Genomic DNA, 21,997 nt, shown 5'->3' on the forward strand with positions numbered 1-21,997 from the left:
ACCTCGGCTCTCACAACTCCATACTCCAGAAAGCAAAAGCGCCGGCATGCCGGCGCTTTTGCTTTTGCGATTCCCGATTCCCCACTCCCCATTCCCGGCCTCACCGCACCTCGATCTGCACATCCGCCGGCAACGCGTGGATGCGCAGTTCACCGTGCTCCCACTGCGCAGCCTCGCCGTTGACCAGGGTGCGGCCCGGTTCGCCCGGGTACGGCCACGGCAGCACCAGGCCGCCGCTGGGCATGCGCAGGCCCTCGGGGATGTTCAGTAGCAGCCGGTTCTTCTGCCGGCGCAGCTGGTAGCTCAGCGGGCCCTGCGGGGTGCGCAGCTGTTCGATCGCCACGCCCTTGCCGTCGAGCCAGTCGGCGGGGATGCCGGCGGCCAGCACCAGGCTGTCGTCGACGTCGCGGGCGTAGGCGAACATGTCCAGCACCGAGCGCACGAAGTCCGAGGCCACCCAGGCATGCGGCAGGTCGCCGAGGAAGAACGGCTTGCGCGGCGTGCGCGAGACCACTTCGGCCCACTGGTTCCACGCCTGCGGCGTGCGGTCCTTGAAGAAGAACTGCGTGGCCTCCCACGCGCGCTCGCGCCAGCCCAGGCGCACGAACGCGGACACGTTGCGCCACTCGTAGGGGGTGTAGTCCTTCCACTCGCGGGTGCCGTCGCGGCGGCCGACGAACTCGCTCCAGTAACGCTCGAAGGTGTTGTCGAGCAGCGCCTGCGGCAACCGGCCCTGCTCGCCGCCCGGCGCCAGCGCGATGGTGGTCGAGGTCGGGTCGAAATCGCCCAGCTCCGCCGAGCCCGGCAGGAAGTCGATGTGGTGCTGCCGGGTGGCCGCGTCCAGCGAGGCGTACAGGTCCTGGCGGAACTGGTCGCGCGAGGCCGCGAAGCGCGCGGCATCGTCGATGCGGCCGAGTTCGGCGGCGATGCTCACCGCATCCTTGTAGCCGCGCAGCGCCCAGAAGTTGTCCCAGTACGAGTGCATCGGCTTGGCCGAATAGCCCTCGTGGCTGATCGACACCGGCATCATCCCGTAGAAGGCCGCGTTGCGCGCGCGGTTCTCGTCGGTGCGCTCGCTCAGCCGCAGCTGTTCCATGTAGGTGTACGCGCCGAGCACGTGCGGCCACATCTGTTCCAGGAAGGCGCGGTCGCCGCTGTAGCGGTAGTAGTCGGCGACGCTGTAGATCAGTTCGCCGTGGCTGTCGTTCTCCGGCACCGGATCGCTGCCGCGGTCGTCCACGCAGCACGGCACCATGCCGTTGGCGAACTGGTACGGCGCATACCACTCCACGTACTCGCGCACCACGTCGGCGCGGCCCAGCCGCAGCAGGCCTTCGGAGATCATCGCGCCGTCGCGGATCCAGCTGCGCGAATACGAACGCGTGCCCGGCTGCAGGCGCGGCCCGATCCGCGAGATCAGCATGTGCGCCAGCGCGGTGCGCAGCGTGTCGGTCACCGCCTTGCCCTGCGCAGGCACGTGCAATTGCACGCGGTCCAGCTTCTCGTGCCACTGCGCGGCGACCTGCTGCTGCGCGCGCGCCGCGTCGAAGCCTGCCGGCACGCCGGCGTTGCCGGTCTGCGGGATCACCAACGCCACCTCGCGCACCTCGCCCGGGGCCAGGCGCCCGCGGTACAGCAAGGCGCCGGAGGCCAGTCCGTCCGGATCCTGCGCCTGCTGCGGCAGGCCGCTGGCGTCGGTGCTCAGCCGTTCGACGTCCATGCCGGCGTCGAACGCGCTTGCGTAGGCGGCGTCCGGCTTCTGCACCGCGAACACCCGCGGCTGGCCGTTGACCTGCACCTGCGTCCCGGCGAAGGCCAGCGAGCGGATCGGGCTGACCCCGCCGACCGTGTTGAGGAACTGGCTGGGCGGATTGACCTGGAACGGACGCACCGCCAGCGCCAGGGTGTAGTCGTGCGGCTGCTTGCCCGGGTTGCTGAGCCGGTAGCGCGCCACCAGTTGCGCCTGCTCCGGCTCGCCCTGCACGAACGCGGTCACGCGCAGCGCGGCGTTGTCGTGGCTCCAGTCCACGCTGGGAATCGGCAGGTAGTCGTCCTGCAGGCTCTGCGCGGTCTTGACGTCGGCCCAGCTCAGACGCTTGCCGTCCAGCAGCAGGAACGGCTCGATGCTGAAGCCGCCCTTGCCCACCTCGATCGCGCCATCCTCGCCGACCAGGCCCTGCTCGCGGCCGCCATCCAGGCCGACGATGGTCCAGTACGGCTGCTCGCCGCTGAAGCCGCGCGGGAACCAGCCGCGGGTCGATTGCGCCGCCACCGACTTGATGAAGTCGTTCTGGGTGGCGGCGAAGGCCAGCGGCTGCAGCGTGATGTCGGCGATGCCGTAACGGAAGCTGGGGCCGTCCTGCAGGTCGAAGCGCACGTAGCGCGCCTCGGTTTCCGGCAGCGCCAGCCAGTCGGTGCCGCCGTTGCCGGCGGTCACGCTGCGCAACTCGCGCCAGCTGCGCCCGTCGGCCGAGCCTTGCACGGTGTAGCGCGAGGCATAGACGCCCGGCGCCCACTGCACCTTGGCGCCGCCGAACTCGCGCACCTTGCCCAGGTCCAGCATCACCGTCTGGGTCTTGGCGTTGCCGCTGTACCAGACGGTGTCGGGCTTGCCGTCGGCGATGCGCTGCTCCAGCGCCGGCGCGGTATCGGTGTTGACCTTGACCGTCAGCGGCGAGGTGTCCTGCGGCGGCAACGGGGTCAGGGTCAGCTGATCGAAGCACACCGTGCCGGCGCCGCCGACCTGGTTGTAGATGGTGAACTCGATCTGTGCGCTGCGGGTCAGTTCCTTCTCCGGGCTCGGTCCCCAGGCCTTGTCGATCTGCCGCTTCTTGTAGGTGACCGTGCTCCACTGCGTGGGGAAGTCGTAGCGCGGCCGGTTGACCCACCACACGTTGTCGCCGCTGGCGTCGACCAGCTTGAACTGCAGGTCGTTGCTCGGCGACTCGCCGCGCAGCTGGAACGAAAACTGGTAGTTGTCCGGGTACTCGATCGGCACGCTGCGGCGGATCCCGGCATAGCCGGACACGCCGTTGAAGTCGTAGTCCAGGCACAGCGCCTTGGCGCGGCCGCCGCTGGGCGCCTGCACCAGCCGGGTCGAGGCGGTGACCTGGTTGGAGACGACGATCTGCCACTTGTCCAGATCGTTGAAGCTGTCCAGCGTCACCGTGGAGGTCGGCGGCGCGGCGACGGCATGGGTGGCCGCCAGTCCCAGCATCGCCAGCATCGCGCGTGCGCACGTCATCGCCATCCCGTCCCTCATCGCCTTCCCCGTCGCTGTCGTTTCGTTGCGTGTCTGCTTGTATGTGTCTGTGCATCCCAGCGGGCATCGCACCCATCGGCGCGCCACGGCATCGCCTTGCATGTTGTCGCGGCTGAAGCCGCTCCTACACGTCAGGCCTGGCCATCCATGGCCGGGCGTTCGGCGCAACGCGCGCCAGTGGCGCTCGATGTTCCGCTTCACCGCTGCCATCCATGGCGTGACAATCCCACACCAGATCGTCCGGCCTGGCCATCCATGGCCAGGCGTTCACGAACGCGCGAGCCAATGGCTCGCAAGCGCGTTCGCTCACCCCTTCACGCTGCCGAGCAGCAGGCCCTGGATGTAGTAGCGCTGCAGCGCCAGGAACAGCGCCAGCACCGGGACCACCGTGACCACCGCGCCGGCCATCATCATCTCCACGTCCATGATGTGCTCGCGCGACAGCGCCGCCAGCGCCACCGGCAAGGTGTAGTGCTCCTGGTCGGTCAGCACGATCAGCGGCCACATGAAGTCGTTCCACGCGGCCATGAAGGTGAAGATGGTCAGCGTCACCAGCACCGGCTTGAGCATCGGCAGCACGATCTGGAAGAAGATCCGCAGCTCGCCGGCACCGTCGATACGGGCGGCCTCCAGCAGCTCGTCCGGGATCGAGCGCGCGTACTGGCGCACCAGGAAGATGCCGAACACCGTCGCCAGCGCCGGCACGACCACGCCGCCGAAGTTGTTGACCAGGTGCAGCTGCTTCATCAGCAGGAACAGCGGCAGCATCGCCACCTGCGCCGGGATCACCAGCGCCGCCAGCAGGATCTGGAAGATCCGCTCCTTGCCGACGAAGCGCAGCTTGGCGAAGGCATAGCCGGCCATGGTGTTGATCAGCAGCGAACCGAAGGTGATGGCGCACGACACCAGCAGGCTGTTGGCGAAGTTGCGGGCCATGCCGGTGCGCGAGAACAGCTCGCCGTAGTTGGCCAGGGTGGCGCCGGTGGGCAGCATCGGCGGCGGGAAGCGACTCGCTTGCCCGGCCGGCATGAACGACACCGACACCATCCACAACAGCGGCGCCAGGCTGATCACGGCGAGCAGCAGCAGCCCGCCGTTGACCAGCAGCGTGTTCCAGCGCGAGGCGCCGATCTCCCGGCTCATACCAGGTCCCTCTTGCGGCCGAAGCGCAGCATCACCGTCGTCACTCCCAGGATGATCAGGAACAGCAGGAACGCCACCGCCGAGGCACGGCCGAGGTTCCACCACTTGAAGCCTTCCTCGAACATGTAATACAGCACGCTGACCGTGCTCTGCAGGGGATCGCCGCGGGTCATCACGTAGGGTTCGGCGAACAGTTGGAAGTAGCCGGACACGGTAATCACCCCGACCACCAGCAGCACCGGCCCCAGCATCGGCAGGGTGATGTGCAGGAACTGCCGCCACTTGGAGGCGCCGTCGATGCGCGCGGCCTCGTACAGGTCCTGCGGGATCGCCTGCAGGCCGGCGAGGAAGATCACCATGTTGTAGCCGAAGTTCTTCCACACCGCGAACAGCATGATCGTCGGCATCGCCCAGTGCGGATCGCCGAGCCAGTCGATCGGGCCGATGCCCAGGTGCGCCAGGCCGTAGTTGACCAGGCCGTAGCTGGTGTGGAACAGGTAGCGCCAGATCACCGCCACCGCCACCAGCGTGGTCACCACCGGCGCGAACAGCGCGGTGCGGAACAGCGCCTTGAAGCGCGCCACCGGCGCGTTCAGCAGCAGCGCCGCGCCCAGCGAGGCGCCGATGGACAGCGGCACGCCGACGATCACGAAGTACGTGGTGTTCCACAGCGACTTCCAGAACATCGGCGTCTGCAGCAACTCGATGTAGTTGCCGAAGCCGACGAAGCGCAGGTTGTGGCGGTCGGCCAGCGAATACAGGTCGAAGTCGGTGACGCTCAGCGCCAGCGCCGACAGCACCGGCAGGCCGAAGAACACGCCGATCACGATCAGCGCCGGGCCGGCGAACAGCCAGCCGATCAGGGAACCGCGCTTCATGGCGCCGCTCCCGCGGCCGGCGCCGCCGTGCCTTCGCGGTGCTGCTGGTGGATCCAGCGGCGTTTCTCCAGGATCTCGTCGACCCGCTTGTCCAGTTCCCGCATCGCCTTCTCCTGCGGCTCGCCGCCGCGCACCACGCGCTCGGTGGCCAGCCGCATCTCCTGCACGATGCGCTCCCACTCCAGCACCTTCGGTGCCGGCTTGACCCGCTCCAGCTGATCGCGGAAGGCGTGCGCCAGCGGATCGTCGGCCAGCGACGGATACGCCCAGGTGCTGCGCCGCGGCGGCATGTCGCCGATCAACGCGTGGAAGCGCGCCTGGATCTGCGGCCGCGACAGGAACTCGATCAGCTTCCACGCCGCGTCCTTGTGCTCGGACTTGCGGAAGATCACCAGGCTGGTGCCGCCGGCGATGCCGGCGCCGGGGCCGTCCGGGCCCGGCAGCGGCATGGTGCCCCACTGGTCCTTGAGCGCAGCCGGCTGCACCTTGCGGAACTCGCGGATGTTCCACGGGCCGGAGATGTAGAACGCGTAGAAACCGTTGAAGAACTCGTCCCAGACGTTGGAGATCTGCGTCTCCGACATCTTCGGCGCCCAGCCCTGGTCGAACATGTTGGCGTAGAACGCCAGCGCCTTGCGGAAGCCGGGGCTTTCGAAGTTGCCGTAGTTGTTGTGGTCGCGCAGCAGCGGATCGGGCAGTTGCAGGCCCAGCGACAGTTGCTGCTCGAACTCGTTGAGCGGCATCAGGATGGCGTAGCGCTTCGGCCCGACATGCTTCTTCACCGCCGCCATCGCCTGCTCCCACTCGGCCCAGGTCTGCGGCAGCTTGGTCACCCCGGCGTCGCGCAGCATGTCCTTGCGATAGAACAGCAGGCGCGTGTCCACGTACCAGGGGATGCCGTAGAGCTGGCCATCGATGACGCTGGTGTCCCAGATGCCGGGGAAGTAGTCCTTCGGGTCGACCACCTTGGAGCGCTCGACATAGGGCTGCAGCGGCTGCAGCGTGCCCAGTTCGGCGAATTCCGGGATCCAGGTGTTGCCCAGCTGGCACACGTCCGGCAGGCCGTCGGCGGCGAAGGCGGTCAGCAGCTTCTCGTGCGCGGCGGTCCACGGGATGTTCTGGATGTCCACGTGGATGCCGGGATTCTCCTTCTCGAACTCCGGGATCAGCTCGGCCACCACCTCGGCCTCGCGGCCCATCGCCCAGAACCGCACCACCTCGCCCTGCGGCGCGCGCGCGCACCCGCACACGGCCACCATCAGCAAGCCCAGCGACACCCAACGACCGATCATGCGTGCTGCGCTCATTCGGGCTTCTGCGGCTGGCGCTGGTCGGGGTTCTGTTGCGCCTGCGCGGCGGCGGCGCGCGATTCGGCGATGCCGATCGCCCGCGCCGCGGCGGCCTGCTCGTCCTTCTTCGGCACCGGCTGCGCCTCGCCCTCCGGAGTCAGCCAGCCGCCGCTGAAGCCGGCGCGCTCCAGTCCGGTGCGGATGTACTTGTTCTTCTTCATCACGTTCCAGACGAACTCGTTGCGGTAGTTGGCGATCATGGTCAGGATCGGGCCCTGGTCGATGCCGATGTAGTCGCTGGAGACCCAGCCGCGTCCGGGCACGACGCGCCCGGTCTTGAGCGGGATATCGTAGTTGAAGCTGGGGTTGAACGAATCCAGGAAGCCGTAGCTGGAGTAGATGAAGTCGCCGTAGCGCTTGTGCATCTCCTCGGTGGCCGGAATCACCACTTCCGGCGCGAACACCAGCGAGGCCACCGCCGCGGTCGGCGCGATGGTGCCGTCGTCGAAGTTCTCGCGCAGGCCGGCGCCGCGCGAGGAATAGTGGCGGAACTGGCGTTGTTCGCCGCGATACTCCTGCTCGGTGTTCTGCGGCCCGTCACTGGCGGTCAGGCCCCACACGTTCTCGCCGTAGTCCTTCCACTTCATCGGATTGGCGATGGCGTACTCGCGCTGCGCGAGCACCGCGCGGCGGCTGTTGAGGAAGTAGTCGATGCCGCGCTCGCGCATGTACTGGTCCTGGATGTCGCGGAAGTCGATCCAGACATGGCTGTACTGGTGCGCGAACATCGGCCCGAACGACAGGTATTCCTGGCCGTAGTACACGCCCCAGTCGTTGTTGTAGGTGCGGGTCCACACCGTCCACGCATCCGGGCTCACCGCATGGGTGGGCGATCCCAAGGCCAGCACGTACAGCATCATCGCTTCGTTGTAGCCCATCCAGTCGTGGCTGATGAAGCCGCTTTCGGGGAACCAGCCCATCGAGATCAGCGGATCGCGCTGCTGCAGCCAGGTCCAGTCCACGCGCCGGTACAGCGTGTCGGCGATCTCGCGGATCTCCTTCTCGCGCGGGTCGTCGCCGTCGTAGTACGACTGCGCGAACAGCACGCCCATCATCAGCAGCGCGGTATCCACGCTCGACAGCTCCACCCAGCTGTCGTAACGGTGGCCGTTCTGCATGTCCAGAAAGTGGTAATAGAAGCCCTTGTAGCCGGCCTTGCCGGTGCGCTGCGGGCCGACCGGCGCATCGCGGAAGAACTTCAGCGTGGTCAGGGTGCGATCCACCGCCTGGGTCCGGCTGATCCAGCCGTTCTCGATGCCGATGGGATACGCCGTCAGCGAGAACCCCACCGACGCGATGCTGGCGAACGGACGCGACGGGAAGCGGTCGGGGGTCAGGCCATTGGTGTCGTTGGTGGTGTCCCAGAAGAACTGGAAAGTGCGCCGCTCGATGTCGCTGAACAGCTGCGGCAGCTCGGGCTTCAGCGGTTTGGGCGGCAGTTCCGCCTCGACCAGGATTACCTGCACCGGCTTCTTCTCCACCGCCTTCGGCTCCTCGACCTTCTTACACGCCGTCAGCAGCACCCCTGCTGCCATCACCATCAACGAAAACCTGATGAACCTGCGCTGCTTCTTCATCGTGCCCCCCGTGAAATCGTTTACATGCACGCAAAAAATACCCCACTTCCGCATCGCCGCGGCCCCCGGTGCACGGGAGCCGCGGCGACCTTGCTTACCAGTTCAAGCCGAACGACAGCTTGAACGTCCGCATCGGCGAGGCGAGCACGCCGTTCGGCGTACCGAACGCCGTATTCAGATCGGCGTACGTTCCGGTTGCGGTGTTGTAGTCCGCGTAGTTGGTCCAGTTGAACAGATTGATGACATCGGCGCGCACGTTGAACTTGATGGCCGACCCGGTATCCCATTCCTTGTTCGCCGCCAGGCTGAATTCCTTGTAGCCCAGCGTGGCGTCCGGCTTGTACTGAATGATATAGCACTGGTCGTTGCCCGCCAGGCAGTTGGTGCCGTAGCGCGGGGTCTGGCTGGCCAACGACAGCTTGGCCGACAGGGTGACGTCGTACGGCAGATCGTAGATGCCGGTGACCACCAGGCGGTTCTTCGGGATGCCGCCGGCCTCACGCCAGCCGTAGCCGGCCATCGACGGCTGGTCCAGCGCATAGTGCTCGCCGTACTGGCGGTTTTCCTTCGCGTCGGAGAAGGTGTAGGCCACGGTCAGGCCCCAGCCGGACTCCTTGTCGTAGGGCTTGTCCAGCTTCAGCGCCAGTTGGTTGTTGCGCGTCTTCAGGCCGTTGGTGCCGAGCACGATCGCGCTGTAGCCGTTGGGCGAATCGGTGGGCACGCCGGAGGTGGTGCCGGGCAGGAAGAACGACCCGTCGGCACGGCGGTTGCCGCGCAGGAACACGAAGCCGTCCTCGCTGACGATGCGGCTCAGGGTCACGTCCGTGTACCAGTCGTTGCCCCAGAAATGCACCATGTTGCGCATGCCCAGGCTGAACTGGTCGGAGTACGGCACCTTGATGTTGTTGTCGATCAGGTAGACCTCGCGACCGCCGCCGGCGCCGCCGGTGTTGGAGGCGGCCAGCCCAGCCAGGCCGGCCTCGGTCGCGTAGCTTTCGTTCCACTGCACACACGGGCTACCTAGACACTCGGCCGGATTGCCTGTCCTGCTGAAGTAGTAGCTGTAGGAGCGGAAGTTGTTGTTGAGCTGCTCCAGCGCCAGGTAGTCGAACAGGTTGCGGTCGTACGCACGGCCGGCACCGCCGTAGATCACGTGCGCCTGGTCGCCGAACAGGTCGTAGGAGAAGCCCAGGCGCGGCTGCCAGGCATCCTTGAACGCCTTGCGGTTGTTGCCGGTGCTGATGTAGTTGGCGATGTCGTAGTTGGCGTTGTCCAGATTGCGCCAGTTCAACAGCGCGCTGGCGACGTCGGCCGGGGTGACGAAGTCGAGGAACGACGGGGTCTTCTCGTAGTCGTAGCGCACGCCCAGGTTCAGGGTCAGGTGCTCGTTGACCTCCCAGTCGTCCTGCAGGTAGATGCCGTACTGCTTGTTCTGCGACTGCACCGAGCCGCCGTCGCCGGTGTCGCCGAAGCGCACCCGGTACGGGGTGCCGACATCGCTGAGGATGTTGTAGTAGTACTGCGGATTGGCCGGATTGATCTGGGTCGAATCGAGCTGGATGTCCTTGTACTTCAGACCCATCTTGATGGTGTGGCTGCCGTGCCAGTCGAGGCTGTTGAGGGTCAGGTCGTCCTGCAGGGTCCAGCCCTTCTGGCCCTTGTTCTGGAAGCTGCTGCCGGCGCCGGCGCTGAGGATGGTGGTCTCGTTGCCGGCCTGCGGCACATAGGACAACACGTAGCCGCTGCCGTCGGTGAGCGGGGTCTGGGTCCAGAACGCGCTCTCGTAGCTCAGGTTCAGATCGTTGAGGAAGGCCTCGCCGCTGTACTGCCAGCGCAGGTTGGCGCGCTTTTCCTTCTGCCCGTTGCTGCTGCCGTGCTGGTAGGTGGTGGTGTTGCCGATGTCCGACAGCTCGTCTTCCTTGCGGTACTTGCCGGTCAGCTCGAACAGGTTGTTGTCGCCCAGGGTCCAGTCGATCTTGCCGAAGTACAGGTCTTCCTTGAACGGCGTGCTGTAGGTGGCGACCAGCGGCTGCAGCTGCGCCGGCAGCTGGTCGACGCGGTCGGCGTAGATGCCGCCCGGAATCACCGTGTTAGGCGTGGTGTATTCCTTGGCCTCGTAGGCCACGAAGAAGTGCGCGCGGTCCTTGAGGATCGGGCCGCTGAAGGTGGCGCCGTACTGGGTCTCGGAGAAGTCGTCGCGCTGGCCGGCCTTGCGCTCCAGCGGGCTTTCGGCACGCCAGTCGTCGTTGGTCGTATCCCAGAAGAAGCTGCCGTGGAAATCGTTGGTGCCGGACTTGGTCGAGGCGACGATCGCCGCACTGCTGACCTGGTCGAACTCGGCCTTGTAGTTGGAGGTGATGACCTTGTACTCGCCGATCGCCGACTGCGGGAACGGGTTGCCGCGGCTGGAATCCTGGCCGCTGACGCCGCCGGTCAGCACGTAGTTCTTCTGGCTGATGCCGTCGATGTAGACGTTGGTGCCGTTGGCCGAGGTCGCGCCGGAGCGCACCGTGGTGTTGCCCTTGGCGTCGCGCTGGAACTGCACGCTCGGCACGCTGTCGGCCAGCTCAAGGAAGTTGCGCGTGGCCTGCGGCAGCTTCTCGATCTGCGCGTTGGAAATGTAGGTGGCGTTCTCCGAGGTACGGGTTTCCACCAGCACCGGCGGCGCCTGTACCTGCACCGCGTCGAGCGTGGTCGCGCCCTGCCCGTTGGCGGTGGCCGCTTCGCCGCCCACGCCCAGATCCAGGGTGGCGGTCTGTCCGACCTGCACGGTGACGTTCTGCGAGGTGGTCTTGCCGTCGGCGGTGACGTCGATGCGGTAGGAACCCGGCGGCAGGCCGCCGACCGAATAGGTGCCGTTGTTGGCCTGCACGCTGCGGCTCAGACCGGTGGCCAGGTTGGTGGCGGTGACCTGCGCGGACGCGGCCGGCGCCGAATCGACCTTGACCTGGCCGCGGATGGTGGCACCGGTGCTTTGCGCGAATGCCGGCGCGGCGCCCAGCAGCAGACAACTGGCGAGGGCGCAGCTCAACAGCTTGCGCGTGGGCCGGGCGGAGTGCGGGGTGTGTTGCATGTGGGGTTTTCCCTCCAGGAAGACGTGATGCTCGTTATGGGTGGTGCGTGGTGCTTCGATGGAACGAAGTGGAACAAGCGATGCGGCGCAGAAGAGTGCGTCGCATCAGGAACGGGCCGTGCTGGAATCGCGCACGACCAACGTAGGAACCAGGGTCTGCCGCTGCCGGTCGTCCGCGTCGGGCCGATCGATCAATTGCAGGAGGCGGTGCATCGCCTGCTCACCAAGCCCGGCGATGCTGACGCGCATGGTGGTGAGGGATGGGTGAACGAAACGCGCCAGCGGAATGTCGTCGAAGCCGGCCAACGCGATGTCGTTGGGCACGCGCACGCCGCTCTGGGTGAAGGCGTAGAGGCAGCCGAGCGCGGTCATGTCGTTGGCGGCGAACACCGCATCGGGCAGCGTGCCGGCCTGCAGCATCGCCTGTCCGGCGCGATAGCCGGAGGCTTCGTCGAAGTCGCCCGGGAACTCCTGGCCATGCGCTTCGCCGGCATGGCGTGCGATGGCGTCGCGGAAGCCGCGCAGGCGTTCGCGCGCGTCGAAGTTCAGTTCCGGACCGCCGATGAAGGCGATGCGGCGATGCCCCATCGCCAGCAGGTGCTCGGTCATCGCCACCGCGCCGGCGTGGTCGTCGATGCTCAGCACCGGATATTCGGTGCCCGGCAGGTGGGTGTTGATCAACACCGTCGGCAACGCCTGCGGCAGGTTGTCGGTGAGAAAGCCCGGGCGCTCGGCGTACGGCGACAGCACCAGCAGGCCGTCGACGCGGCCGCGCATCGCCCGCAGCGCCCGCCCCTGCTCTTCCGGGTCGCCGTGGTAGCTGGACACCAGCAGGTGCTGGCGGCGCGCGCGGGCGGCGCCGTCGATGCCGCGGATCAGTTCGGAGAAGAATTCGCCGTACAGGTCGGGCAGCACCACGCCCAGGGTCTGGGTACGGCGGCTGCTGAGGCTGCGCGCGGCCGCATGCGGGCTGTAGCGCAGGCGCTCGGCCACTTCCAGCACCAGGGTGCGCACCGGTGCGGCCACGTTTTCGTGGCCATTGAGCGCACGCGACACGGTGGCCACGGAAACCCGGGCCTCGCGTGCGACGTCTTTGATGGTAACCGCGCTCTTCGCCATCGTGCCGCCCTCCGCGGCAGAGACCTTGAGAAACTGGCGCGGACTGTAATCGTTTTCAGCGCGAGGCAGAAGCCCTTTGTTATTTTTACAATAAACGCCTTATTTTTCAGTCACTTGAATAATGAGAAACCGGTCGGAATCGTGCCGCAATGCAGCATAATCCAGGTGCAGATTCCGCTTTTTCCCGGGGTGCACACCCCTGTTTGGACCGGTAGCAGCCGTCGCCAGCGGGTGTCAGCCGCCCGTGCCCGGCACCTCGGCGCGGATCGACAGCGCGTGGATGTCGGTCTGCATCATCTCGCCCAGCGCCGCGTAGACGGCGCGGTGGCGGGCCAGCGGCCCCATGCCGGCAAAGGCCGCACTGACCACGCGGACATTGAAATGTCCCCGGCCGTCGCGCGCGCCGGCGTGGCCGGCATGGCGCTGGCTGTCGTCCTCCACCTCCAGCGCCTGCGGCGCGAACGCCGCCTCCAGCGCGGCGCGGATCCGCGCCACCCGCTCGGCGCCGACCTGGCTCATGGCAGCACCTTGCGGAACGGCCGCACCTCGACCCGCGCATAGACGCCGGCATCGACATACGGATCGGCCTCGGCCCAGGCCCGCGCCTCGGCCAGCGAGTCGAACGCGGCCACCACCAGGCTGCCGCTGAAGCCGGCCGGACCCGGATCCTCGGCGTCGATCGCCGGGCACGGCCCGGCCAACAACAGCCGCCCGGCTTCCTGCAATGCGGTCAGCCGCTGCAGATGCGCCGGCCGCGCCGCCGCCCGCCGCGGCAGCGCATCGGCCACGTCGTACCCCTCGATCACGTACCACATCGCGTCTCCGCCCTCGTTGCCTATCCAAAGACCTGTCATTGTAGAACCTGCCCCGGCACGGCGGCGCTGGACACCGACCCCGCCGGCGCATTACCCTTGGTCGTATTGCACGCGGCCGGATGCAGCGGCCCGTCGGTGATCGGCGACCCCAAGCCCCTTCCGACGACCGATTCGCTGCCTGACACCGCCCGCGCAGACGTCCTCCTCTGCAGTTCCCGCCGCCACGACACGCGTGGCGTGCGTCGTGTGTCTTGTTGAAGTACCGAGCGCGTTGCGGGGACGACGCGCCATTGAACCGCAGCACTGCCGGCAAGGAGCCGCGCCGGGTCGCGCCTGCCCGGCCCTTCGCTACCGCAACACCGATGTCCAACCGATGACTTCCGAACTCGCGCTCGACGCGAACCCGCCAACCCAGACGACCCCGCCACAGCAGCAGGAAATGCCGCTGGCGGTCGTGCATGGGCAGCCGGTCCTGCAGATCCCGCAGGATCTTTACATCCCGCCGGATGCGCTGGAAGTGATCCTGGATGCGTTCGAAGGCCCGCTGGACCTGCTGCTGTACCTGATCCGCCGGCAGAACCTGGACATCCTGGACATCCCCGTCGCCGAGATCACCCGGCAGTACGTGGACTACATCAACGTGATGCAGGAGCTGCGCTTCGAACTGGCGGCCGAATACCTGGTGATGGCCGCGATCCTGGCCGAGATCAAGTCGCGGATGCTGCTGCCGCGGCCGCCGGCCGAAGACGGCGAGGAAACGGACCCGCGCGCCGAACTGGTCCGCCGCTTGCAGGAGTACGAACGCTTCAAGCAGGCGGCCGAGGACATCGACGCGCTGCCGCGGCAGGACCGCGACACCACCCCGGTGCACGCCCATGTGCCGGACCGTGCCGCGGTCAAGCTGCCGCCGCCGGTGGAGTTGAAGGAAATGCTGCTGGCGCTGTACGACGTGCTCAAGCGCGCCGAGCTGTTCAGCGGCCACGCCATCAAGCGCGAGGCGCTGAGCGTGCGCCAGCGCATGGGCGATGTGCTGGGCCGTCTGGACGACGGCAAGTTCCACCGTTTCGAATCGCTGTTCAGTGCCGAGGAAGGCAAGCTGGGCGTGCTGGTCACCTTCCTGGCGCTGCTGGAACTGGCCAAGGAGCAGTTGCTGGACATCGTCCAGGAACCGCTGGCGCACGTCCCCGCCGAGGCCGCCGAGCGGCCGCCGATGCCGCCGATCTACGTCAAGTCGCTGGCACTGGGCAACACCAACGCGCCGCTGCAGTTCAACAGCGAGTTCGACGACAGCGACGCCGCCGACGCCACCACCTGAGCCACCGAGAACCCGCCCCCGCATGGATCAAGCGCTGATCAACCGCATCGTCGAGGCCGCCCTGCTCGCCGCCAACCAGCCGTTGCCGCTGGCGCAGTTGCACGGCCTGTTCCCGGAGGAGGAACCCGCGCCGCCAGGCAGCATCGAGCGCGCGCTGGAACTGCTGCGCGAGGCCTGCGAGGGCCGCGGTGTGGAACTGGTCGAAGTGGCCTCCGGGTTCCGCTACCAGGTGCGCAGCGACGTGCACGCCTGGGTGGCGCGGCTGTGGACCGAGCGCAAGACCCGCTACACCCGCGCCACGCTGGAGACCCTGGCGCTGATCGCCTACCGGCAGCCGATCACCCGCGGCGAGATCGAGCAGGTGCGTGGCGTGGCGGTCAGCAGCAACATCATCCAGGCGCTGGAAGAGCGCGAGTGGATCCGCGTGGTCGGGCACCGCGACGTGCCGGGCAAGCCGGCGCTGTTCGGCACCACCAAGACCTTCCTGGACTATTTCGGGCTCAAGCGCCTGGACGAACTGCCGCCGCTGTCCGAACTCAAGGACATCGGCGAACTGGAGCCGCAGTTGCCGCTGGACCGCGACGCGCTGCCGGTCGGCGACATGGCCCAGGCCGACGCCGCACCGGGCGACGCCGCCGATCAGGGCAACCAGGGCGACACCACGGCGCAGGCCGCAGCCGCCGGCGAACCCGCCGAGCCTGCCGCGACGGCGCAGGCAGACGCGGCCGATGCCGACGCTGCCGCCGACGCAGAAGCACGCGACACCGCAGCACCGCACACCCCCGTGACCGACGACGCCCACGCGCCGGCGGCCACGGATTCCACGACCGCCCCGACGGGCGAACCCGAAGCCGCGCCGGGAGAGCGCGCGGCGGATGCGAACGAAGCCGAAGACAACGCCGTCGCGACGACGACCGTGGCTGTTGACGATGCCGATTCCGAACCACAGGCCGACGCGCAACGCGCCGGCCGGAGCCAAGTAAATGAGTGACACCTCCCGCAAGCTGTCGTTGAACAAGCTCTCGCTCAAGCGCGACGCCGCTGCCGCCGAGCAGCCGAAACTGGAAGAACGCCTGCACAAGGTCCTGGCCCAGGCCGGACTGGGCTCGCGCCGGGCGCTGGAACAGCGCATCGCCGACGGCCTGGTCAAGGTCAACGGCGAGGTCGCGCAGACCGGCATGTCGATCCGCAGCGGCGACAAGATCGAGCTGGACGGCCGCAGCTTCGTCGCCAGCGCGCTGACCGAGCCCTCGCGCGTGCTGATCTACAACAAGCCCGAAGGCGAAGTGACCACGCGCGAAGATCCCGAAGGCCGCCCGACCATCTTCGAGGCGCTGCCGGCGCTGAAGGGCGCGCGCTGGATCGCGATCGGCCGCCTGGACATCAACACCACCGGCCTGCTGCTGCTCACCACCGACGGCGAGCTGGCCAACGCGATGATGCACCCCTCCTACGAGATCGAGCGCGAGTACGTGGTGCGCGTGCGCGCCCCGGAAGGCGAAGAGACCGTGCCCGACAGCATGATCGAGCGGCTCTCGCGCGGCGTGCTGCTGGAGGACGGCGGCGCCAAGTTCGACGAGATCGAACGCATCGGCGGCACCGACTCGCACGACTGGTTCCGGGTGGTGGTCAAGGAAGGCCGCAACCGCGAAGTACGGCGCCTGTGGGAATCGCAGGGCTGCCAGGTCAGCCGGCTCAAGCGCACCCGCTACGGCAAGATCGCGCTGCCGCGCGAACTGCTGCGCGGGCATTCGATGGAACTGGCGCAGGACAAGGTCGAGGCGCTGCGCGCCGAGCTGAAGCTGGAGGAAGGCACCCCGTCGGCGCTGACCCTGCAGCCGGTGATCGGCCAGCGCAAGGCGGCCAAGGCCACCGTGCAGGTCGGCCGCGGCGGCAACGCCTACGTCAACGGCCACAACACCGCCGACGAAGGCCGCGAGCTGCGCCGCTTCGACACCTTCCGCGAGGACCGCGGCCGCGGCCGCGGCGGCAAGAAGCCGCACGGCGGCCTGACCGTGAGCGGCGAAATGGCCGCCAAGCAATCGCAGAAGCCGTTCAAGCAGCGCACGCCGAAGGGCCCCAAGCCGCTGCCGGACGGCAACCCCGCCGCGTTCCGCACCTGGTACGTGCCCGATGGCGTCAGCACCGGCCCGACCGGCCACCGCAATGCCGGTCCCGGCGGTCGTGGCCAGGGTCAAGGTCAGGGGCGTCCCTACGCCAAGCCGCGTCCGGCTGGTGCCGGCGCTGGTGCGGGCGCCGGCCAGGGCCGCGGTCCGAGCCAGGGCCAGCAGCGCAAGGCGCACCCCTACGGGCATCCGGGCAACGCGCCGAGCTTCCCGTCCGACCACGCCACCCCCGGCTTCAACCCCTACGGCGCCGCGCCGCGCGCAGCGCGCCCGGCCGGCGGCCAGAAGCGCGGCCCGGGTCCGGGCGGACGCCCCGGCGGCGGCAACCGCCCGGCCGGCGGGCGTCCTCCGGGTGGCGGCGGCCGTCCCGGCGGCGGCGGCAACCGCGGTCCGCGCGGCGGCTGAGGACGACGCCGGCGCCGTGCGTGCCGGCCCGCTCCGCACCCGACAGGGCGCCTGCGCAAGCGGCGCCCTGTTTTTTTATGGGGACGTTATCGATCACGGGGACGGCGCGCGCCGTCGCGCCGCGGCAGCCCCCTCACCCAGGTGATGCGACGGCCCGCAGCGCGGCCGCCCGTGCACTCACGCGCCGGCAGGCGCGTTCTCGCAGTCCGCAAACCCCGCCGGGATCTGCCTGGCGGTCCACTTGCCCTGAGACGCTGTCGAAACGAGCAACGCCGAGGTTGCGTCGTAGCTGGGGGCCTGTGTCGCGCCGGGCCTGGCCAATCCCGTGTCATGGAAGCACAGACGTACGGACGTGGCATCGGCCGACAGCACCTCGAAGCGCATCATCCAGCCCTTGTCGGCCTCGAGCAGGCGCGCGCCATGGGCGGTTTTGGTGACATCCACGAAACCATAGTCCGCGAACGTCGTCTTCCCCGGCAGTCGGCGGGGGCCGACCGAGTTGGGGAACGATGTGAGATCAAGCTGCTGGATGACCGCGTCGACGACTCCCGTCTGCTGCGATACGGCCGGAGACGACGCGCCGACGCCAAGCGCGAGAAGGCCAACAAGCATTCCGGAGGTCATGCGGACGATCTCGCGCGCGGAGGGAGGCGTGGATGATAAGCACCGGGGACGCCGGCGCCCAATGGAGATTGCCGCATGCGGTGGCCGCCGACCAGGCGGCACCCGACCGCGTCTCGCAGGCTCGAACGACAGGGACGTGGCGACACCAGCCCACCCGCTGTTGCGCCGTTCGCCCTGCGCGGACGAAGCCGATATCCTGGCGCATCTGGCGGCCGCCGCGGGTGGCCGCCCTCACCGACCAGGAATTCCCGATGACACGGAAGATGAAGATCGCCCTGCCGCTGCTGATCGCCGGCGTACTGAGCCTCGGCGCCTGCCAGAAGGCGCAGCAGAAGGCCCAGGAAGAGATCGCCGCAGCGCAGAACCCCTACCCGGCCAGTTCGCCGCTGCACGCGCCGTTCGACCGCATGCTGCGCAAGCTGGCCAACGACCCGCGCTACGTGGCGTTGCTCAAGCAGAGCGGCCCGCAGGCGCAGCAGGCCGGCTTCCAACTGGCGCAGAACGGCATCGCGCGACTGGACCACGCCACGCTGGAACAGCGCCTGCAGATCCTGTCGCAGGTCAGCGACAAGGTCGACGTACCGCAGTGCGCCGTGCTGGCGCGCGGCGGCAACCCCAACGATGCGCAGGCGCTGAGCGCGGCGATGCTGTCGGGCCTGGAAAAGCTGCCGCAGGCGCAGATCGACCGCTGGTTCGACGTCTCGCTGAAGGCCACCGACGCGGAGTTGAACAAGACCCCGGCGCAGCCGGTGAGCCAGGAGCAGATCCAGGCGGCGATGGGCACCCTGGTCAAGTCGCTGCCCGCCGACCAGCAGCAGCGCCTGATGCGGGTGCTGCCGGAGATCGCCAAGGCCAGCGACGAGGACGCCTGCTGGACGGCGCGGACCCTGTACCGCCAGGCCCTGGCGACGCCCGAGCCGGTACGCGGCCAGTTGGCCTGGGTGTTCGCGCAGCAGTGATGGGCTTGCTGCACGGCGCAGCGGCCGCGCTGGCCGCTGCCTGTGCGGCAACACGTACATGCCGCGCAACCGAACGGCGACCGCGCTGCTATCTCTCGCCTGCCAGCTCCACACGAGCATGACCGCCTGGCCGCATCACGTTCGAGTACCAGGATGCGGGAAAACTGCGCGTACCTGCGGTCGCGCAATCGTCGTCCTGCAGCACGCGCGCCGCTCCCAGGTTCGCGCCCCGGCCCAGCAAGGTGCGCGGCAGCGCCAGCAACACGAACCGGCCGTCCTGCAGCACGGTCAGGGCCAGCCCGTAGCGTTCCAGGTTGCCGCTGGCACCGGGCAACTCCTCGGCCACGCGCAGGAACGGGCTGCGCATTGCCAGTTCCGCCTCGCTCAGCGTCCGCAGGTAGTAGCGACGGCCCTTTAGCCAATATCCGTTCCAGTGTGCATCCCAATACGGGCCTGCCACCGCCAACTGCTCACGGATGTCCGCGCGCAGACAGGCGATGTGCAGGTGCAACTGGTTCTGCGAAGGCAGCGTCTGCGCATCCACCACGACGGCCACCGCAGTATCCGGAACCGGCGCACCCAGCAAATCCGACAGCACGCCACGGGCCCGCCATGCCAGCCAGAAGTAGTTCGGCGTGTCCTGGCGCTGCAACGCGAGATTGGCGGCTCCGATGATGCGGCGGGTCGGCACCAGCCAGGCATGCGCTCGGCCGCGCTCGTCCTGCAGGAGAGCATAGCCCTGCGCAGGGTCCAGGGTCCGGCACGGCGCCGGCACCCCGGAGCCCCGCGCACTGACCTCGCAGCGCCGGTGGACGAGATGCCACAAGGCATTGGCATGATGGCGATATATCGCCAGTGCGGTCCCTAGCCACATCAAAGCGAGCGCCACGATGCCGAAGGCGCGATATCCGGATCTGCTCATCTACGACTTCTCTTCCACAGCCGCGTACGCAGCCGACAAAAAGAAACGCGTCCTCGGACGCGCTTGTGACCAGGAACATGAAAGGAAGCGCCGGCCGACACAGAGGCGTCCGGCCGGCGCCAGCGGTGCTTGTTACCAGACCACACCCGCGCCGACGGCCACGCCGGCATCGCCGCGCGTGGTGGCGCTGGCGTTGACCTTGAACAGGTAGCGGCCGCTTCCGCTGATCGTGGAAACGCCGAACGCGATCGCCTGTTCGCCACGGAACGAGCTCAACGAGACGCCCGCCGCGCTCTGGTCCGGTTGATACGCCTGGGGCAGGCTGGCCATCGCCATCGCCGCGGCCACGCCGGCGCTGGCGCGCCGATCCACCTGATCCACGCGGGAGTCGGTGTAGGCGCGCGACCAGTCCTCTACGCTGTCCAAGCCATCCTGCAACTGTCCCAGGTTGACCGCATCGGTGCGTTCGGTGCCGGCGGCGACGTTGGTGATCTGGCGCTGATTGCTCGCCGAACCGACCGAGACGGTGTCGGCACGGTCGGCGACCGAGCCCTGCCCCATGGCAACACTGTTGGACTCCGTGGCAGTGGCGCCTTTGCCTACGGCAACGCTACCCGCACCTGATGCGACCGCATCCGCCCCCACCGCCGTCGCGTTCGTGCCACTGGCCGTGGTGTTGCTGCCCATCGCCGTGGTGCTGGCGCTCTTGGCCGACGCAGTAGGCCCAACCGCGACCGAGGTGCCGTCATTGCCCACGACGACCAACCCATCGTTCGTCGCCGATGAGGCGCTCGAACCGTTGCTGCCATTGCTGCCATTGCTGCCATCGCTGGCGGGGCTGACGCTGCCGCTGCCGCTTTTGCTGGGATTTCCGGAGATGCCGCCAATGGACTGCTCGAGCGTGGTCAGCGAACTCTGTAGCGTGGAGAGCGAATTGGAGTTGTCCTGCACCTTCTGATTCGTGGCATACAGCTGCGAACCGTTCACCGCATCGGTGCTGCTGGCGCTCAGACGGCCTGCGGCCACATTCTGAATCTGCCGCTCCGCCCCCACCGCGCCGACACTGAACGCACCGACCGGCGCGCTGCCGGCGAAGTTGTAGCTGGAGCCACCGAGCGTTGTGGAACTCACCGCCGTGGTCTCCACGGTACGAGTACCCGAGCCGATCGCCACGTCCTTCGCATTGCTGGCGACCGCATCGGGGCCGATCGCGACGCTGTCGGTGCCGGTCGCGACGCTATCGCTGCCCGTCGAATTGACCCGCAGGTACTTCACACCGTCGCCGCCCTGGATACCCTTGACTGCACCGTCGAGCTTGCTTAGCTCGGTGTTGGTGGCATACAGCTGCGAGCCGTTGACCGCATCGGTGCTGGTCTCGGACACGCGGCCGGCGGCCACGTTGGTCACCGTCCGCTCGTGGCCGGCGCTGCCCACGCTCACCGTGCTGGTCGGCGCGGCGCCGGCGTAGGTGTAGGCGGTGCCGTTGAGGGTCCCGCCGGTGGTCGCCACCGCCGCGGCCGTGCTGCTGCCGCTGCCCAGCGCCACCGCGCCGGCCTGCGCCGCCGCTGCGCCTGCGCCCAGCGCCAGGCTGTCGCCGCCGCTGGCCGTGGCCGCCTTGCCCAGCGCCACGGCGTTGGCCACGGCCGCATCGTTCGCATCGCCCGCCACCGCGCCATCGCCCAGTGCCACCGCGCTGTCGCCGTACGCGTTCGCCGCCGCTCCCACCGCGGTGCTGTCGGCACCAGTGGCGGCGCTGTCCGCACCGGTGGAATTGGTATGGACGTATCTCACCGTGTTGCCGTTCTGGAACTGCTGCACCGTGTTGTCGAGCTCGTCCACCTTGGTGCCGACCTTGCCCAGTTCGGTATTGGTGGCATACAGCTGCGAGCCGTTGACCGCATCGGTGCTGGTCCCGGACACGCGGCCGGCGGCCACGTTGGTCACCGTCCGCTCGTGGCCGGCGCTGCCCACGCTCACCGTGCTGCCCGGCGCGGCGCCGGCGTAGGTGTAGGCGGTGCCGTTGAGGGTCCCGCCGGTGGTCGCCACCGCCGCGGCCGTGCTGCTGCCGCTGCCCAGCGCCACCGCGCCGGCCTGCGCCGCCGCTGCGCCTGCACCCAGCGCCAGGCTGTTGTCGCCGCTGGCCGTGGCCGCCTTGCCGAGTGCCACGGCGTTGGCCACGGCCGAATCGTTCGCATCGCCCGCCACCGCGCCATTGCCCAGTGCCACCGCGCTGTCGCCGTACGCACTCGCCGCCGGCCCCATCGCGGCGCTTTGGGCGCAAATAGCACTAGCGAAGGCCCCTATCGCCATACCATCCTTGCCGCGTGCAAGGGCAGAGACACCCATAGCCATGCCATCTTTGGCGATATCATGGGCGCTGTTGCCGCAATCGCTGCTGTAGCCGCCACTGCAGTCGGCGCCGGTGCCGAA

The 21,997-nt window shown here is 68.3% G+C and carries 16 protein-coding genes; 4 read left to right on the forward strand and 12 right to left on the reverse strand.

All coding sequences use genetic code 11. The features are described 5' to 3' along the window. Positions 1-100 precede the first annotated feature (100 nt). The 9 genes from CEK66_RS14885 to CEK66_RS14925 form a co-directional block, all read right to left on the reverse strand. Entirely contained in the window at positions 101-3,217 is a 3,117-nt protein-coding gene (locus CEK66_RS14885) for a discoidin domain-containing protein (RefSeq protein WP_193312672.1), read from the reverse strand. A 351-nt stretch (positions 3,218-3,568) separates the two neighbouring features. After that, positions 3,569-4,405 carry a carbohydrate ABC transporter permease gene (locus tag CEK66_RS14890; RefSeq protein WP_017909683.1) on the reverse strand — a complete coding sequence of 279 codons (837 nt, stop codon included), beginning with the start codon at positions 4,403-4,405 and terminating at the stop codon, positions 3,569-3,571. Then, the gene (locus tag CEK66_RS14895) at positions 4,402-5,283 is read right to left on the reverse strand and encodes a sugar ABC transporter permease (RefSeq protein WP_010342668.1); all 882 of its coding nucleotides are present in this window, start codon (positions 5,281-5,283) and stop codon (positions 4,402-4,404) included. The genes CEK66_RS14890 and CEK66_RS14895 overlap by 4 nt, the downstream gene beginning before the upstream one ends. After that, on the reverse strand, positions 5,280-6,542 hold the full coding sequence (locus CEK66_RS14900) for a sugar ABC transporter substrate-binding protein (protein ID WP_223875798.1): 1,263 nt from the start codon (positions 6,540-6,542) through the stop codon (positions 5,280-5,282). Before CEK66_RS14900 ends, CEK66_RS14895 begins: the two co-directional genes overlap by 4 nt. Before the next feature lie 44 nt (positions 6,543-6,586). After that, positions 6,587-8,167 (reverse strand): glucoamylase family protein, encoded by a 1,581-nt coding sequence (locus CEK66_RS14905; RefSeq protein WP_173003417.1) that lies wholly within the window; start codon positions 8,165-8,167, stop codon positions 6,587-6,589. A 136-nt stretch (positions 8,168-8,303) separates the two neighbouring features. Continuing rightward, entirely contained in the window at positions 8,304-11,282 is a 2,979-nt protein-coding gene (locus tag CEK66_RS14910; RefSeq protein ID WP_152237422.1) for a TonB-dependent receptor, read from the reverse strand. Positions 11,283-11,387: 105 nt separating this feature from the next. Further along, entirely contained in the window at positions 11,388-12,401 is a 1,014-nt protein-coding gene (locus CEK66_RS14915) for a LacI family DNA-binding transcriptional regulator (RefSeq protein ID WP_152237423.1), read from the reverse strand. Between the two features lie 234 nt (positions 12,402-12,635). Further along, the gene (locus tag CEK66_RS14920; RefSeq protein ID WP_152237424.1) at positions 12,636-12,920 is read right to left on the reverse strand and encodes a BolA family protein; all 285 of its coding nucleotides are present in this window, start codon (positions 12,918-12,920) and stop codon (positions 12,636-12,638) included. Next, on the reverse strand, positions 12,917-13,216 hold the full coding sequence (locus tag CEK66_RS14925) for a YciI family protein (RefSeq protein WP_017909689.1): 300 nt from the start codon (positions 13,214-13,216) through the stop codon (positions 12,917-12,919). Before CEK66_RS14925 ends, CEK66_RS14920 begins: the two co-directional genes overlap by 4 nt. Positions 13,217-13,589: 373 nt before the next feature. Here CEK66_RS14925 and CEK66_RS14930 point away from each other — a divergent pair, with 373 nt between their 5' ends. The 3 genes from CEK66_RS14930 to CEK66_RS14940 are packed head-to-tail and all read left to right on the forward strand — an operon-like array spanning position 13,590 to position 17,062. Further along, positions 13,590-14,531, forward strand: coding sequence for a ScpA family protein (locus tag CEK66_RS14930; protein ID WP_017909690.1), 942 nt, complete (start codon positions 13,590-13,592; stop codon positions 14,529-14,531). A 22-nt stretch (positions 14,532-14,553) separates the two neighbouring features. After that, complete coding sequence (gene scpB / locus CEK66_RS14935) at positions 14,554-15,522, forward strand: SMC-Scp complex subunit ScpB (RefSeq protein ID WP_152237425.1); 969 nt, start codon at positions 14,554-14,556, stop codon at positions 15,520-15,522. Continuing rightward, positions 15,515-17,062: a pseudouridine synthase gene (locus CEK66_RS14940; RefSeq protein WP_152237426.1), complete on the forward strand. Its 1,548-nt coding sequence runs from the start codon at positions 15,515-15,517 to the stop codon at positions 17,060-17,062. Before scpB ends, CEK66_RS14940 begins: the two co-directional genes overlap by 8 nt. A 177-nt stretch (positions 17,063-17,239) precedes the next feature. On the opposite strand, the gene CEK66_RS14945 is transcribed toward CEK66_RS14940, so the two are convergent. Then, positions 17,240-17,686 carry a pesticin immunity protein gene (locus CEK66_RS14945; RefSeq protein ID WP_152237427.1) on the reverse strand — a complete coding sequence of 149 codons (447 nt, stop codon included), beginning with the start codon at positions 17,684-17,686 and terminating at the stop codon, positions 17,240-17,242. 263 nt (positions 17,687-17,949) lie between these two features. Between CEK66_RS14945 and CEK66_RS14950 the strand changes: the two genes are divergently transcribed. Further along, on the forward strand, positions 17,950-18,645 hold the full coding sequence (locus CEK66_RS14950; RefSeq protein ID WP_043095602.1) for a hypothetical protein: 696 nt from the start codon (positions 17,950-17,952) through the stop codon (positions 18,643-18,645). An 88-nt stretch (positions 18,646-18,733) separates the two neighbouring features. Here the strand turns inward: CEK66_RS14950 and CEK66_RS14955 are convergent, their stop codons facing one another. Together CEK66_RS14955 and CEK66_RS14960 are read right to left on the reverse strand one after the other, a co-directional pair. Beyond that, on the reverse strand, positions 18,734-19,567 hold the full coding sequence (locus CEK66_RS14955) for a CDP-diacylglycerol diphosphatase (RefSeq protein WP_226978622.1): 834 nt from the start codon (positions 19,565-19,567) through the stop codon (positions 18,734-18,736). 132 nt (positions 19,568-19,699) lie between these two features. Continuing rightward, a partial coding sequence (locus CEK66_RS14960) for a YadA-like family protein (RefSeq protein WP_193312670.1) occupies positions 19,700-21,997 on the reverse strand: 2,298 nt, incomplete at its 5' end.

Source organism: Xanthomonas sp. LMG 12460 (assembly GCF_009192895.1).
Classification (GTDB): Bacteria; Pseudomonadota; Gammaproteobacteria; order Xanthomonadales; family Xanthomonadaceae; genus Xanthomonas_A; species Xanthomonas_A sontii.